Source organism: Flavobacterium sp. (assembly GCF_046073885.1).
GTDB lineage: Bacteria > Bacteroidota > Bacteroidia > Flavobacteriales > Flavobacteriaceae > Flavobacterium.
In genome coordinates, this window is record NZ_JBJTND010000051.1 from 1 (window position 1) to 14040 (window position 14040).

Genomic DNA, 14040 nt, shown 5'->3' on the forward strand with positions numbered 1-14040 from the left:
TTTTAAACTATCCTGCAAAATTAATGCTTTTGTCAAAAAATGAAAGCGAATATATAAAAATAATGCAGCCGATGTCAATCCTGCTAGCAAGCCAATCCATACTCCAACGGCTTTTAAATCGGTATATTCACCCAGATAATATGAGATTGGGAAGCCAATTACCCAATAAGCAACAAACGTAATATACATCGGAATTTTAACATCCTGCAATCCGCGTAAAGCACCTAATACAACAACTTGAATACCATCTGAAATTTGAAAAACGGCAGCAACCAAAAGTAATTTGGAAGCGATTAAAACTACTTCTTTGTTATCCAGCAACTGTTTTGAATTTTCCATATCCAAAAACAAAGAAGGAACAATATTGTGTAGCACGATAAATAAAAAGGCAAAGAAAATTTCAATTAGAATTACTAGCAAAAATATAGAACGCGCTACAACCACTAGGTTTTTATAGTCATTCAATCCTTTTTGATTACTCACTCGAATCATAGAAACCACACTTAACCCCATGGCAAACATGAAGGTCATGGAAGCCAAACTTAATGCAATTTGATTGGCAGCCTGACTTGTTTTTCCAATGTTTCCACATAGCCAAATTGCAGCTGTGAAAAGCACCACTTCAAATAGCATTTGCATGGCCGATGGTACACCAAGATTTACAATCTTTTTAATGGTTTCTTTTTTAATTTCGGAAAAACTAAAATTATGAAAATACGTTTTTAACTGCTCTTGTCTTGCCAATATAATATGCATAAAAACAACCATAGCAATCCTAGAAATTACCGTTCCCAAAGCGGCGCCTATGATTCCCATTTTTGGAAAAATCCAAACTCCATAAATCAAGCAATAATTAATAATCACGTGAAGAACGTTAGCTATAACAATGGCATACATGGAATACTTGGTCATGGATAGACCATCCGCAAATTGCTTGTATCCTTGATATATTATTAACGGAACTAACGAAAATCCAACCCAATCTAAAAATGGTTTTGCCAATACTATTACCTCCTTTGGCTGGTGCAGCAATTCCATAATTGGTTTACCCAAAACAATCAAACCGAACAATAGAAATCCAAGTAGGACACATAAAAACAACCCATTATGAAATGCAGAACGAATTTTTAAATTGTCTTTTTCGGCATCAGCTTCGCCTACAATTGGTGTTATAGCTGTGGAAAAACCAATTCCAAGAGATAAGGCCACAAAAATCATACTGTTAGCTAAAGAAACGGCAGCCAACTCGGTAGAACCCAATTTACCCACCATGATGTTGTCTACAATCATAATTAGGGTGTGTCCAAGCATACCCAAAACCACTGGATAAGCTAGCTGAAGATTGTATTTAAACTCTTTGGTATATTGGGATATGTTCACGATTATTTCTCGATTTCTTTTAGGGAATCCATTTTTTTGTGTGCTAAGAATCCTTTAATATCTTCAAAATGTTCTTTCACCCTTTTATTTCCAAATTCGAATACTTTGGTAGCTAATCCATCAAGAAAATCTCTATCGTGTGAAACCAAAATTAACGTACCGTCAAAGTCACGTAAAGCATCTTTAATAATATCTTTAGTCTTCATATCCAAATGATTGGATGGCTCATCTAGAATTAAAAGATTAACTGGTTCTAATAGTAATTTTATCATGGCCAAACGGGTTTTTTCTCCACCGGAAAGCACTTTAACTTTCTTGGTAACATCATCACCATGAAACATAAAAGCTCCTAAAATATCTTTGATTTTGGTTCGAACATCGCCAACCGCAATATCATCAATCGTAGAAAAAATGGTCGCGTTTTCATCCAATAAGGACGCTTGATTTTGAGCAAAATATCCAATTTGAGCATTGTGCCCAATTTCAACTGAACCACTATTGATTTCAATCTCTTTCATGATTGCTTTAATCATGGTTGATTTTCCTTCACCGTTTTTCCCTACGAAAGCTACTTTTTGTCCGCGCTCAATAACTATATTGGCATCTCTAAAAATTTCTTTATCTCCGTATGACTTACATAAATCCTTTACAATAACTGGATAATTTCCAGATCGAACCGCAGGCGGAAATTTTAATTTTAAGGCCGAGGTATCTACCTCATCCACTTGAACAATTTCTAGTTTTTCCAACATTTTAACACGAGATTGAACCGCATCTGTTTTAGAAAAGGTTCCTTTAAAGCGATCAATAAAAGCTTGATTATCGGCAATCATTTTTTGTTGCTCGTCGTACGCTTTTTGTTGGTGTAATCTTCGGTCTTTACGTAATTCTAAGTAATGGGAATATTTAGCTTTATAATCATAAATACGACCCATCGTCACTTCAATCGTTCTGTTAGTAATATTATCCACAAAAGCCCTGTCGTGAGAAATTACAACTACTGCTTTTGCCGAGTTAATCAAGAAATCTTCCAGCCATTGAATACTTTCAATATCCATATGGTTGGTAGGCTCATCTAACAAAATTAAATCGGGTTTTTGCAAAAGAATTTTAGCCAATTCAATTCGCATTCTCCAACCTCCAGAAAACTCAGATGTTTGACGCGCAAAATCTTCTCTTTCAAATCCAAGTCCAACTAATATTTTCTCTACCTCAGCTTCGTAATTAATCTCTTCAATAGCATAATATTTTTCACTCAAATCAGAAACACGCTCAATCAATTTCATGTACGCATCGCTCTCATAATCTGTTCGAATGGTTAATTGATCATTGATTTCATCAATCTCTGCTTTCATTTTGAAGATTTCTCCAAATGCTTTAGATGCTTCTTCCATGACAGTAGCGCCATCAGAAGTCAATAAATGCTGCGGAAGATAAGCCACAACTGCCTCTTTAGGAACAGAAACAGATCCTGTTGAAGGTTTCGAAACACCGGCAATAATCTTCAAAAGAGTGGATTTACCAGCACCATTTTTACCCATTAAGGCAATTTTGTCATTTTCATTGATAGCAAAAGTAACATCGCTAAATAAGGTAGTTCCGCCAAATTGAACGGAAATATCGTTGACTGTAATCATTTTAGATTGATAGAATTTTAGATAATTAAATTATCCGATTTTTAAAGGTGCAAAGATAGATTAAATGTTTAGAATTAAAGTACATTTATGTGATACCAATTCTAATTTTTAATTATAAAAATCCATTTCCATTGGCTCGGATCTCCAACGCCAACACCCGGCGTGTACAAGAATAATTTTACAGTCGCATTAGGGTTGCTTGCTCTATATTGATTTACAATTTCTAGGTATCGAATTGCATTAAATATTTCTGAATAATTGTAATTTGTATTATCCGGATTATAAACATTCTCAAAAACTGGGTCTGCTATTGGCACTAGTGTATTTAAAAAAATGTATTGGTTGGCTGGCAAAAAGGAAGTTGGAAAATGAATTTGTCCATCACCCATCCAAATGATATCTCCATCAAATAATTTATAATTTAATTCGCTGTAAAACAATTTGATATTTCCAAAATCACCCGGAGGAATAACTTGTTTCGTCAAAGTAAAGGAAGCTGTTGAACTTGGAAATGTCGTTTCATTTCCACCTTCAAAAGTATTTGTCTCATAATCCACCTTCAACAACAAAACTTTATTAGGAGTTAAACTTGTATTGGAATCTGTATTTGAATTGGAAACACAAGAAACTTGAATACATACTAAAGCAAAAAATAATAAATACTTCATTTCACTTTTTTTTAATTATAAACTTAGTCTAAAAGCTTCAATTATTGGGTGCGCTTTACCAAAATCAACTTCTTGAATAAATAACTCAACCGCTTTAGGTGTTGCGATACTTGGCAAAACATTTGCCTGATTGTTATTTCTTATTACTACAGTTAGATCTGCTTCTTCTAATTTCTCTTTTAGAGTAACTGCAAGAATTTCTTCACCCGAAAATATTTTAATTAAGCCCATGTTTTTTTTTAATTAATATTGTTTTATTCCTCCTCTTCCATTTCGAAGAAAAGCGGTTCTATCATGATTTTATCTGCTAATATTTCTACTCGTTCGGTTATTTCAGAACAAAAGAAAATGCGTTGGGTTTTATCAATACTAGCCGACAATCTCAAAATTACTGCATCCATTCGGTTTCTAAACAATACATCGGAATCATCAACAACAAACATTCGAATGGTATTTATATTAAAACCTGCTGAAGAAAATAAAGCGTTAATACGATTTGGCGTTCCAATTAAGATATCTAAACCCAGAGATATTATGTTTTTATCATAATCAATATCGCCTTTATCATGAACTCCTAAAATGCTTAAATCAGTGTATGTACCTATCTTTAAGAAGAGTTCTTCCATCTCCAACACTTTTTCTTTATTCTCTACAATAATTAAAGCACGCGTGCATTCACCTATTGATTTTTCTAAACGCTGAATCACATTTAAAACAATAGTTGTCGTTTTCCCTGATCCTTTAGGCGATTGAATAACCGCGTCTACCCCACTCTTTATCGTTGAAAAAGTTTCTTGTTGCATTTCATTGGCTTCGGTTAGCTCATGCTCAATTAATGCCTGTTGCAGTTGGGGGTTTATTTTTTTTAATTGCATTTTGGTTGGGTTCTTTATTTACTAGCGAACAATTTTACATCTTGCTCAGAAATTTCATTTCCGCCAAGTATAATTAGACGTTCAACAACATTACGAAGTTCACGAATATTACCGGTCCAATCATAAACTTGTAATAATTTTATCGCTTCTTTTGAAAACGACTTGGTTGCATTTCCTTGTTCTTCGGCAATTTTAGTAGCAAAATGTTCTAAAAGCAAAGGTATGTCATCTCGGCGATCATTTAACGAAGGAACTTTAATTAATATTACTGCCAATCGGTGGTATAAATCTTCCCTAAAACGACCTGCCTCTATTTCTTTTTGTAAATCTTTATTGGTAGCCGCAATAACACGCACATTGACCTTAATATCTTTGTCGGCTCCTACACGCTGAACCAAATTTTCTTGCAAAGCTCTTAGTACTTTCGCCTGTGCAGCCAAACTCATATCGCCAATTTCATCTAAGAAAATCGTTCCGCCATCGGCTGCCTCAAATTTTCCAGCTCTGTCTTTTACAGCCGAAGTAAAGGCTCCTTTTACATGCCCGAATAATTCACTTTCTATCAATTCTGAAGGAATTGCAGCACAATTCACTTCAATTAAAGGGAAATCGGCACGATCACTTTTTTCATGAAGTTGGTGAGCAACTAATTCTTTTCCCGTTCCGTTTGGCCCAGTAATTAATACCCGCGCATCAGTTTGAGCCACTTTCTCAATCATTTGTTTGATTGCAATAATTGGCTCCGAATTACCAATAATCTCGTAATTCTTACTGACTTTTTTCTTCAGGATTTTATTCTCAACAACGAGTTGTTTTTTATCTAAAGCATTACGAACTGTATTCAGCAAACGATTTAAATCGGGAGGTTTAGAAATGTAATCGAAGGCTCCCAAACGCATCGTTTGAATAGCTGTTTCCATATCACCATGCCCAGAAATCATCACCATAGGAATTTCGGGTTTGATTTTTTTCACTGCTTCAAGCAATTCAACCCCGTCCATTTTTGGCATTTTGATATCACACAAAACCAAATCATAGTCGGTGTTTTTTATTTTTTCCAAACCTTGAACGCCATCTTCGGCTTCATCCACCAAATAGGTATCGCTTTCCTCAGAAAGTATTTTGGTTAATACCCTTCTAATGGAAGCTTCATCTTCTATGATTAATATTTTGGACATATTTTTAGGTGCTAAAAACTTCGTGTAATTTATTTTGCTTCTGCAAAAATACGAATGGTTTTTAATATAACCCGATAAATAATGAATTGGAAGTTATTTCTTTATTAATTTCTTGACAAGCGTTTCGGTATCGGTTTTTAATTTGACAAAATAAACCCCTGAAGACAACTCTTTGGTATCGATTCTAGTATTGCTAGAACTGATTCTATCTGATTTACATTTGATTCCGATTTCATTATAAATCGCTAATTCCAGATCACTTGAAGAATCATTAGCTAACTGAATATTAATATACTCATCGGAAGGATTGGGATAAATACTAAAATCAATTTTTTCAAAATTGGAATTGGAGAGTTGAACGCTACTGTAAACAGCTTGCGTATTATATTCTGAATTGATAATTAATGTCTTTGGTCCTCCTGGTATTTCAGAAATAGAATAAGTAAAATTACTAATTGTAGTTTGATTGCCATTAATGTGATTTAGAAATGGAAAATATTTACCATTTTCATATGCATCGGCTGAAGGATTGGTACACCAACACAAACAATACATAAAATTTGTTGCCGAAAAATTTGTTGTATTATTTTCAAAAGTGACATTGGCAGCTAAATACAAACAAGCGTGCGCATTGAGCATTTGTGAATCAAAACTAATCCCCATGTCGTTTGTTGGTGGAAGATTAGTTACGCCATTGTCAATAATATTAGTTAGGTACCAGTAATTATTAAAAATACGAGGGTCTTGCGAATAGGATAAGTTAGTTAGACTAATCAATATTATTATGTATATTTTTTTCATCTTATTGTATTTGATTTTCATATATTTAGCTAAACAAATATATACAATTTTTTCTAAATAGCCCTGATGCAAGGGAAAATCCTCGCAAAGCGAGATTTGGAAAAGCAGCAGGAATTACCATTACCGATAAAGCCCGAGCCATTCGCTACAAACCATTAATATTTAAGCCATTTATACAACTCTTTCCAAGAAGGCTTTTTTCCGTACATTAATATTCCAACGCGGTAAATCTTTGAGGCAAACCAAACCACTCCTATAAAAGTACCAAACAAAATGGTAATAGAAAGTACAATTTGCCAAACGGGAACTCCAAATGGAATTCGCATCATCATTACGATTGGAGAGGTTAATGGCACCATAGAAAATACAGTAGCCACGGTACCATGCGGATCATTTACCACGGTAAAGAAACCAATATAAACACCAAGAATTAAAGGCATTATAATTGGCATTAAGAATTGTTGTGAGTCGGTTTCATTATCTACAGCGGCTCCAATAGCAGCATAAAACGAACTGTATAAAAAGTAACCACCTATGAAATAAATAATAAAACAGCCTAAAATAGTACCGATTGGTAAGTTTAAAATTTCATTTATATACAGTTGCAACTCTCCTCCCATTTGCTGTTGAGCAATATGAATTGCTTCTGCCTCTGCACCATTAGTAGCGCCAATTTGAGCTCCAAAAACCGATGACATTACAAAAAGTGCTGACAAACCAAGGATGGCCCAAATTAAAAATTGGAGAATACCCGCCAATGAGGTGCCGATAATTTTACCCATCATCAATTGGAATGGCTTCACAGAAGAAATAATCACTTCAATAATTCGTGATGTTTTTTCCTCAATCACGCTTCGCATGACCATATTACCATAAAGGATGATGAACATCATGATTAGATATCCAAAGGCACCGCCGATTGCTATTTTAATTTCGTTTAATCCTTTTAAAGCGGTCTCTCCAGATGCTTTATTCAACTGAATAGAAACATCTGCCTTTGCCTTATTTATTTTTAAGGTATCTAATCCTTCTCTTTGGAAATTCTCTCCTGTTATTTTTTTAGCAATTACCTCCTCTAAGCCACTGATGTAATTCACACTCGGACTATCATTAGAAATAAACTGAACCATATTTTGCAACGAATCGTTTTGTTTTATTTTAGGAATATATAACAATCCTTCATAACTTTCATTGAGTACGCTATCCTTCAAAATCTTTAAATCTACTTGAGATAAATTGAGGTATTTGTACTCTTGGTCGCTTTTGAATTCGTTTACAAATCGTCCGGTTTCATCATGAATAGCAATGGTTTTCATTTCAGATTTCATGTTGCTTAAATACCCAACAAAAAGTCCGATTCCTACAAACAATAACGGACTCAAAAAAGTCATTACTATAAATGATTTATTGCGAACCTTCGCAATGAATTCTCTTTTTATAATTAAGGCTAGTTTATTCATGTTAATACTACTTGGTTTTCTTAGACTCGTTAGACTACTTGGATTATCAGACCTTTTAGATTTTTTTAGACTTTTTATAAAATCTAAAAGGTCTAATTAGTCTTAAAATCTAACACTCTAATCAGTTACTGTTTTAATAAAAATATCGTTTACACTCGGAATTTTCTCCATAAAATGGGTCACTTGCCCTCTTTGCATTAACAATTGAAGTAAATCATTCTGCGAAGCTGTTTCCAACTGAATTTCTAATTTTAATTCTTCATTTAAAGATTTAAAATTGGTTGGTGCTATTTTAAATTTCTGTTGTAATTCGTTTTGCAACTTTTCATTATCCTCACACAAAATTCCCACTTCATAACTGTTGGTTCTGTATTGTTTTTTAACATCGGTTAATTTACCTTCAATCAATTTGTTTGACTTATGAATTAACGCAATGTAATCACACATTTCCTCAACGCTTTCCATTCTATGAGTAGAAAAGATAACCGAAGTACCTTTTTTATTTAGCTCAATGATTTCATCTTTAATTAAATTGGCATTCACCGGATCAAATCCAGAAAAAGGTTCGTCTAATATCAACAATTTAGGTTGGTGTAAAACCGTAACTACAAATTGAATTTTCTGCGCCATCCCCTTAGATAATTCTTGGATTTTCTTATCCCACCATCCTTGAATTTCCAATCGTTCAAACCAGTATTTAAGTTGTTTTTTAGCTTCCGCTTTAGACAATCCTTTCAATTGAGCTAAATACAAGCATTGTTCACCCACTTTCATCGATTTATACAAACCGCGTTCTTCGGGCATGTAGCCAATGTATTGTACATCTTCTGGATTCAATAATTCACCATCTAAAAACACCTCGCCTTTATCGGGCATCGTAATTTGGTTGATGATTCGAATTAATGAGGTTTTTCCGGCACCATTCGGACCTAAAAGCCCGTAAATGCTACCTTTTGGGATAGTTAATGAAACTCCATTTAGTGCAGTATAATCACCATATTGCTTAACCACATTGTGAACTTCAAGAATAGTACTCATAATAAATTTGTTATGAATTTGGTTTTGTAAAAGTAAAGAATTAGTAGTTAATTCAACTATTTTGTTACAAAAAACCCACCCTTATGTAAACATTAGGATGGGAAAAAAAATGCAAGTAAAATTAGTACTTAAATTGTAATTTATTTTAATTGCAAAAAATTTAAGAAAACATATCTTTTACTTTGTCAAAAAAGGATTTATCCCCTTTTTCAGGATGCGGAACAAAATTCTCATCCGATAATGAATTTTCAAAGAAAACGCGTTGTTCTTTATTCAGTGTTTTTGGAGTCCAAACATTAATATGAACCAATAAATCTCCGTTACCGTAGCTGTTTAAACTCGGAATTCCTTTCCCTTTTAATCGTAATATTTTTCCAGATTGAATTCCTTCTTCTAGTTTGATTCGAACTTTTCCGTTTACCGCTTCTATTTCTTTTGAAACACCTAAAACAGCTTCTGGGAAACTAATGTATAAATCATAGTGTAGATTTTCACCTTCACGTTTTAAGAATTCGTGTTCCAATTCTTCAATTGCAACAATTAAATCCCCAGCAATTCCATTTCCAGGGGCATCATTACCTTTACCCGAAACTTTTAGCTGCATTCCATCTACAACACCAGCAGGAATCTTAATAGAGACCGTTTCGTCTTCCATTATCATTCCATATGCATCGGCATTATTTGGTTTGCTTTCAATAGTTTGCCCTGCTCCACCACAAGAAGAACAAGTTGCAGAAGTTTGCATTCTTCCTAAAATGGTATTGGTCACTCGAAGCACTTGCCCTTGCCCATTACAAGTAGAGCAGGTTTTATATTTTACTCCAGGTGCTTGTATTTTTCGTTTTACTTTTACTTTTTTCTCCACACCATTGGCAATCTCCTCAAGTGTAAGTTTTACTTTAATTCGAAGGTTGCTTCCTTTTACACGGCGTTGACCTCCTGAGTTTCCTCCGAATCCGCCACCGAATCCGCCACCAAAAATATCTCCAAACTGGCTAAAAATATCATCCATATTCATGTGATGACCACCGCCGCCAAAACCACCACCACCATCAAATGCTTGATGACCGTATTGATCGTATTTCGCTTTTTTACTTGGATCACTTAAAACCTCATACGCTTCGGCACAAGCCTTAAAATTTTCTTCTGCTTTTGCATCTCCAGGATTTTTATCCGGGTGGAATTCTAATGCCTTTTTTCGATAGGCTTTTTTTATTTCGTCAGCCGAAGCACTTTTTGTGATACAAAGTATTTCGTAAAAATCTTTTTTCATAAATATAGTTTTGAACTAAATTTTAAATAATCAAAAATTAATTCCCAATAACAACTTTTGGAAAGCGAATAATTTTATCTCCTAATTTATATCCTTTTTCAAGCACATCAACAATTTTACCTTTTAATGCCTCCGATGCAGCAGGAATTTGTGTAATTGCCTCTGCATAATCAGCATTAAAAGCATCGCCAGCACGAACTTCAACTTCTTCTAAACCTTTAGATAAAAGCGTTGATTTGAATTTTTCATGAATCAAACTTACCCCTTGCAACAATGCATCGTCTTCTGATTTTCCAATTTCAACCAAAGCTCTGTCAAAATCGTCAAGAATTGGCAACATAGCTTGTAAAACTTCTTGATTGGCAGTTTTGAATAAATCCATTCTTTCTTTGGAAGTTCTTTTTTTATAATTTTCAAATTCTGCAAAAAGACGCAAAAACTTATCTTTTTCTTTGGATAATTCCAATTCTAATTTTTGTTCGGCAGTTAGTGAATCCTCCTCTTCAACTCCAGCATTATCAGAAACCGATGACGTTTCTTCTGAATTTAGATTCATTTCATTTTCAAGAATTTCTTTGTCCGTTTTTTCCGTACTCATGGTATTTTTATTTTTAAATAGATCTTTAAGATTCATGGTTTATTTTATTCCGATAACGGATTGCAAAAGTACTGCCAATTCTGAAAAAATGTCAAATTGTCACTTAATTTTATTAAGCAGAAAATAATCTGAATTAAAAACTTTAATATAATATTAAGATTATTGTATTAAAGTTCTAGCTACATTTGAATTATAAAAGGTTTACAATTGGCCGAAAGGCAAAAAATAGCATTAATTCATTGAAGAAAAAAAGTTCTAGCAAAAACTAGAACTTTTTTTTATTTTATTAAGTGAGATAAAGCAATTTCTGCGGTGGGATAATCGAATTTAAAACCCAAATTAACGACCTTTTTAGGAACCACATTTTTATTGTTAAACAACAAAATATGCATTTCTCCTAATACCATTTTCATAAAACTTCTTGGTAAATTAGGTAAGAATAAAGGTCGGTGAAGCCTTTTAGCTATAATGCTCGTTAACTCCTGATTTGAAACTGGAATTGGCGCAACCGCATTTACAACTCCTTCAACTTGATTTTGAATCACAAAACTGTACATGCGAGCAATGTCTTTAATGTGTATCCAAGATTGCAATTGTTTGCCTGAACCAAAACCGGTGCCTACAAACATTTTAATCGGTTTTATCATTTCCCGAAGTGCTCCTTTTTTATTTGAAAACACAATTCCGGTTCTCATTTTGGTCACTTTAATGTGCAGCGATTTAAATTGATCGGCGCTGGCTTCCCATTTCTGAACTAAATCACCCAAAAACGAATCGTCCGAAGCAATTGCCTCTTCATCATACAACGCCGAATCACTATCTGGATAAATTGCAGTTCCTGAAGCAGAGATGAAATGCTTCACTTGATTTGGAGTTTTACTCAAGAGTTGAAAAAGCAAATCAGCAGATTGAATTCTGCTGTCGTGTAGTTCATTTTTATAATAAGGTGTCCATTTTTCTGCAATGGACGCACCTGCTAAATGTACGATTACATCTACACCTTGAATGCAATTTTCGTCAATTTTGCCTGTTTTCGGATTCCAATTGAAGCCAAAATAATTTTGACGTCGATGACTTTTAAAAGGTGTAGTAGTCAAATAATGAACAATATGATTTTCTTGCAAAAGTTGATTGGTCAATTCCTGCCCAATTAAACCCGTAGCACCAGTAATTAATATTTTCATTAGATATCAAATTAGAGTTTTTAAAACTAAACAAAATATTTAACTAATTGTTAATTAATGAAATAAAAATTATTTTATTTTAATAATTTTTATGATTTTTTTATAAAATTATATTTTTAACAAAAAAATCCCCAACAAAAGTTGAGGATTCATATTGAAAATTATCAAAAATTTATTTTAATAAAATAGCTAAAATGATGTTAATCAATAATTTGACGCAGATAATAACAAGCTTTATCATAATTAACTGTTTATAAATTATTTTTTGGTTTGCGTTCTAATGATCTCTTTTCCATTCACTTGTACTGTTACTGTTTTAACAGAATCTCCATCAACCTCATTTACATCTTCAGTCAATAAAACAGCATCATCATGGTCGTTTTCATTTGCAGGACAATTGGTGCATTTTACTTTTGAGTCCATTACCTTGTAAATGTAATCGCTTGATGAAAAGTGTAAATTAAAATAATCATCATCCGATTCATCAAAATCCCGAACACTAGATTCGGTTTGGAATTGCATTCCTTTAGGAAGGTAAAGAAACAATTCTATTTTTTGATTTCTAAACTTAGATGCCACTTCACTCAACAAATAATTATCCAAGATTAATTTGTTGCCTTCAATTTTGTAACCATATTTTATTTGCTCAGCGCGCTTTCTTGCTTCTTCAGTTGATTTACCCAATGCTATTTTTTCTATTTGCAAATAAGGAACTGCTTCAGTCGTAGGTAAAATCTTAAAAGAAACATTGTTAGAATATATTACTTCTTTATCCGATTCATCCTGCGTTAATTTAAAATCTACCTTTTCATCCACTTCTTTTACATAAAAATCATTGTTTTTAAAACTAATTCGCAAAGTGTCGTTCGGTGCAATTGCAATCACCTCTTTTTTAACTGATTTTCCTTCTGATGAAATTTGAGAAAATTCTTTAACTCCCAAAGTGATTAATAATGAAATTGAAATACACCATACAGCGATCAACGTATATTTAGCTATATTTCCTATTGATTTATAGTTGGTTACAACCAATTTTAACCCCAATACAAGCAGGAAGAATGCCGGAATTCCGAAAGTGAACAAAAATAAAATCCCTTGTATCCATAAAGGTGTTTCTAATCCCAGCGGAGTTCGAATATGATTAATTAATGTGATTTGCGGAAGCGAACTTGAAAAAATGGCAACCCCAGAACCAATAATAATTCCAAACAATGCAATTGATGAAAAAATAATGATAATCACCCCAACCACTTTAGCGAAACCTTCAAAAACAGTCTGTAAAACATGTCCTAATTTACTTCCAAAGGATTCTGCATTGTGCTTCACTCGATTCCCTAACTCATCATAATCTACATTTTTTATTTTACCAGAAACTCTTTCAAATTCTTCTTTTACCTTTTTTTCAATCTCAGAAATATTCACCGGTTTACCAGTCATTTCAAGTTTTTCTGAAGTGGTTTTAGCCTTTGGCATCGCAATCCATAATACGATATACGCTACAACTCCGGTACCCAATCCAAAAAACAACAATAAAAAGAACAAACGCAACCAAGTAGAATCTATTCCAAAGTAATGACCCAACCCGGTACAAACCCCACCAATCATTCCTTTATCTTCATCTCGGTATAGTTTTTTTCTACCGGTATGAATATAATTGTATGAAGCAGAAGTATCTGAATCATCATCAATACGGTAATCTTCGGGCTGTCCCATAACCACAATCACTTCATCAACATCTGAACTATTGATAACATGTTTGTCGCTCTTTTGTCGATCTGTAAAAATTTCAGCTACACGCATTTCAATATCTTTCATAATTTCTTCTTCCCCAGAAGAATTCGAAAGGGAGCGCTTTACGGCTTCAAAATATTTTGACAACTTTTGGTATGCATCTTCATCAATGTGAAAAAACAAACCGCCTATATTAATATTTACTGTTTTATTCATG

General features: G+C 33.5%; 13 protein-coding genes. All 13 read right to left on the reverse strand.

Annotated features, from left to right (window positions below):
- The coding region (locus ACKOWY_RS07160; RefSeq protein WP_408940759.1) for an MATE family efflux transporter at positions 1-1380 on the reverse strand (1380 nt) is incomplete at its 3' end.
- Positions 1381-1382: 2 nt separating this feature from the next.
- Positions 1383-3017, reverse strand: a complete 1635-nt coding sequence (locus ACKOWY_RS07165; RefSeq protein WP_408940760.1) for an ABC-F family ATP-binding cassette domain-containing protein — start codon at positions 3015-3017, stop codon at positions 1383-1385.
- 101 nt (positions 3018-3118) lie between these two features.
- Positions 3119-3685 (reverse strand): hypothetical protein, encoded by a 567-nt coding sequence (locus tag ACKOWY_RS07170; protein WP_408940761.1) that lies wholly within the window; start codon positions 3683-3685, stop codon positions 3119-3121.
- A 15-nt stretch (positions 3686-3700) separates the two neighbouring features.
- Positions 3701-3916 carry a DUF2007 domain-containing protein gene (locus ACKOWY_RS07175; RefSeq protein ID WP_408940762.1) on the reverse strand — a complete coding sequence of 72 codons (216 nt, stop codon included), beginning with the start codon at positions 3914-3916 and terminating at the stop codon, positions 3701-3703.
- Between the two features lie 23 nt (positions 3917-3939).
- Positions 3940-4560, reverse strand: coding sequence for a DEAD/DEAH box helicase (locus ACKOWY_RS07180; RefSeq protein WP_408940763.1), 621 nt, complete (start codon positions 4558-4560; stop codon positions 3940-3942).
- A gap of 14 nt (positions 4561-4574) precedes the next feature.
- Complete coding sequence (locus ACKOWY_RS07185; RefSeq protein WP_408940764.1) at positions 4575-5738, reverse strand: sigma-54-dependent transcriptional regulator; 1164 nt, start codon at positions 5736-5738, stop codon at positions 4575-4577.
- 93 nt (positions 5739-5831) lie between these two features.
- Entirely contained in the window at positions 5832-6539 is a 708-nt protein-coding gene (locus tag ACKOWY_RS07190) for a T9SS type A sorting domain-containing protein (RefSeq protein ID WP_408940765.1), read from the reverse strand.
- 155 nt (positions 6540-6694) lie between these two features.
- Positions 6695-7999, reverse strand: coding sequence for an ABC transporter permease (locus ACKOWY_RS07195; protein ID WP_408940766.1), 1305 nt, complete (start codon positions 7997-7999; stop codon positions 6695-6697).
- 117 nt (positions 8000-8116) lie between these two features.
- Complete coding sequence (locus tag ACKOWY_RS07200) at positions 8117-9037, reverse strand: ABC transporter ATP-binding protein (protein ID WP_408940767.1); 921 nt, start codon at positions 9035-9037, stop codon at positions 8117-8119.
- A 160-nt stretch (positions 9038-9197) separates the two neighbouring features.
- Positions 9198-10310: a molecular chaperone DnaJ gene (dnaJ, locus tag ACKOWY_RS07205; protein ID WP_408940768.1), complete on the reverse strand. Its 1113-nt coding sequence runs from the start codon at positions 10308-10310 to the stop codon at positions 9198-9200.
- Positions 10311-10347: 37 nt separating this feature from the next.
- Positions 10348-10908 carry a nucleotide exchange factor GrpE gene (locus tag ACKOWY_RS07210; RefSeq protein WP_408940769.1) on the reverse strand — a complete coding sequence of 187 codons (561 nt, stop codon included), beginning with the start codon at positions 10906-10908 and terminating at the stop codon, positions 10348-10350.
- Positions 10909-11186: 278 nt separating this feature from the next.
- Positions 11187-12092: a TIGR01777 family oxidoreductase gene (locus ACKOWY_RS07215; RefSeq protein WP_408940770.1), complete on the reverse strand. Its 906-nt coding sequence runs from the start codon at positions 12090-12092 to the stop codon at positions 11187-11189.
- Positions 12093-12350: 258 nt separating this feature from the next.
- On the reverse strand, positions 12351-14039 hold the full coding sequence (locus ACKOWY_RS07220) for a PspC domain-containing protein (RefSeq protein ID WP_408940771.1): 1689 nt from the start codon (positions 14037-14039) through the stop codon (positions 12351-12353).
- Position 14040: the final 1 nt, after the last annotated feature.

Bases quoted from the DNA above. Each gene is read 5' to 3' on its own strand.
- ACKOWY_RS07195 (WP_408940766.1), bottom strand. From the start codon at position 7,999: ATGAATAAACTAGCCTTAATTATAAAAAGAGAATTCATTGCGAAGGTT.
- ACKOWY_RS07185 (WP_408940764.1), bottom strand. From the start codon at position 5,738: ATGTCCAAAATATTAATCATAGAAGATGAAGCTTCCATTAGAAGGGTA.
- ACKOWY_RS07215 (WP_408940770.1), bottom strand. From the start codon at position 12,092: ATGAAAATATTAATTACTGGTGCTACGGGTTTAATTGGGCAGGAATTG.
- ACKOWY_RS07175 (WP_408940762.1), bottom strand. From the start codon at position 3,916: ATGGGCTTAATTAAAATATTTTCGGGTGAAGAAATTCTTGCAGTTACT.
- ACKOWY_RS07200 (WP_408940767.1), bottom strand. From the start codon at position 9,037: ATGAGTACTATTCTTGAAGTTCACAATGTGGTTAAGCAATATGGTGAT.
- ACKOWY_RS07220 (WP_408940771.1), bottom strand. From the start codon at position 14,039: ATGAATAAAACAGTAAATATTAATATAGGCGGTTTGTTTTTTCACATT.
- ACKOWY_RS07170 (WP_408940761.1), bottom strand. From the start codon at position 3,685: ATGAAGTATTTATTATTTTTTGCTTTAGTATGTATTCAAGTTTCTTGT.
- dnaJ (WP_408940768.1), bottom strand. From the start codon at position 10,310: ATGAAAAAAGATTTTTACGAAATACTTTGTATCACAAAAAGTGCTTCG.
- ACKOWY_RS07190 (WP_408940765.1), bottom strand. From the start codon at position 6,539: ATGAAAAAAATATACATAATAATATTGATTAGTCTAACTAACTTATCC.
- ACKOWY_RS07210 (WP_408940769.1), bottom strand. From the start codon at position 10,908: ATGAGTACGGAAAAAACGGACAAAGAAATTCTTGAAAATGAAATGAAT.
- ACKOWY_RS07180 (WP_408940763.1), bottom strand. From the start codon at position 4,560: ATGCAATTAAAAAAAATAAACCCCCAACTGCAACAGGCATTAATTGAG.
- ACKOWY_RS07165 (WP_408940760.1), bottom strand. From the start codon at position 3,017: ATGATTACAGTCAACGATATTTCCGTTCAATTTGGCGGAACTACCTTA.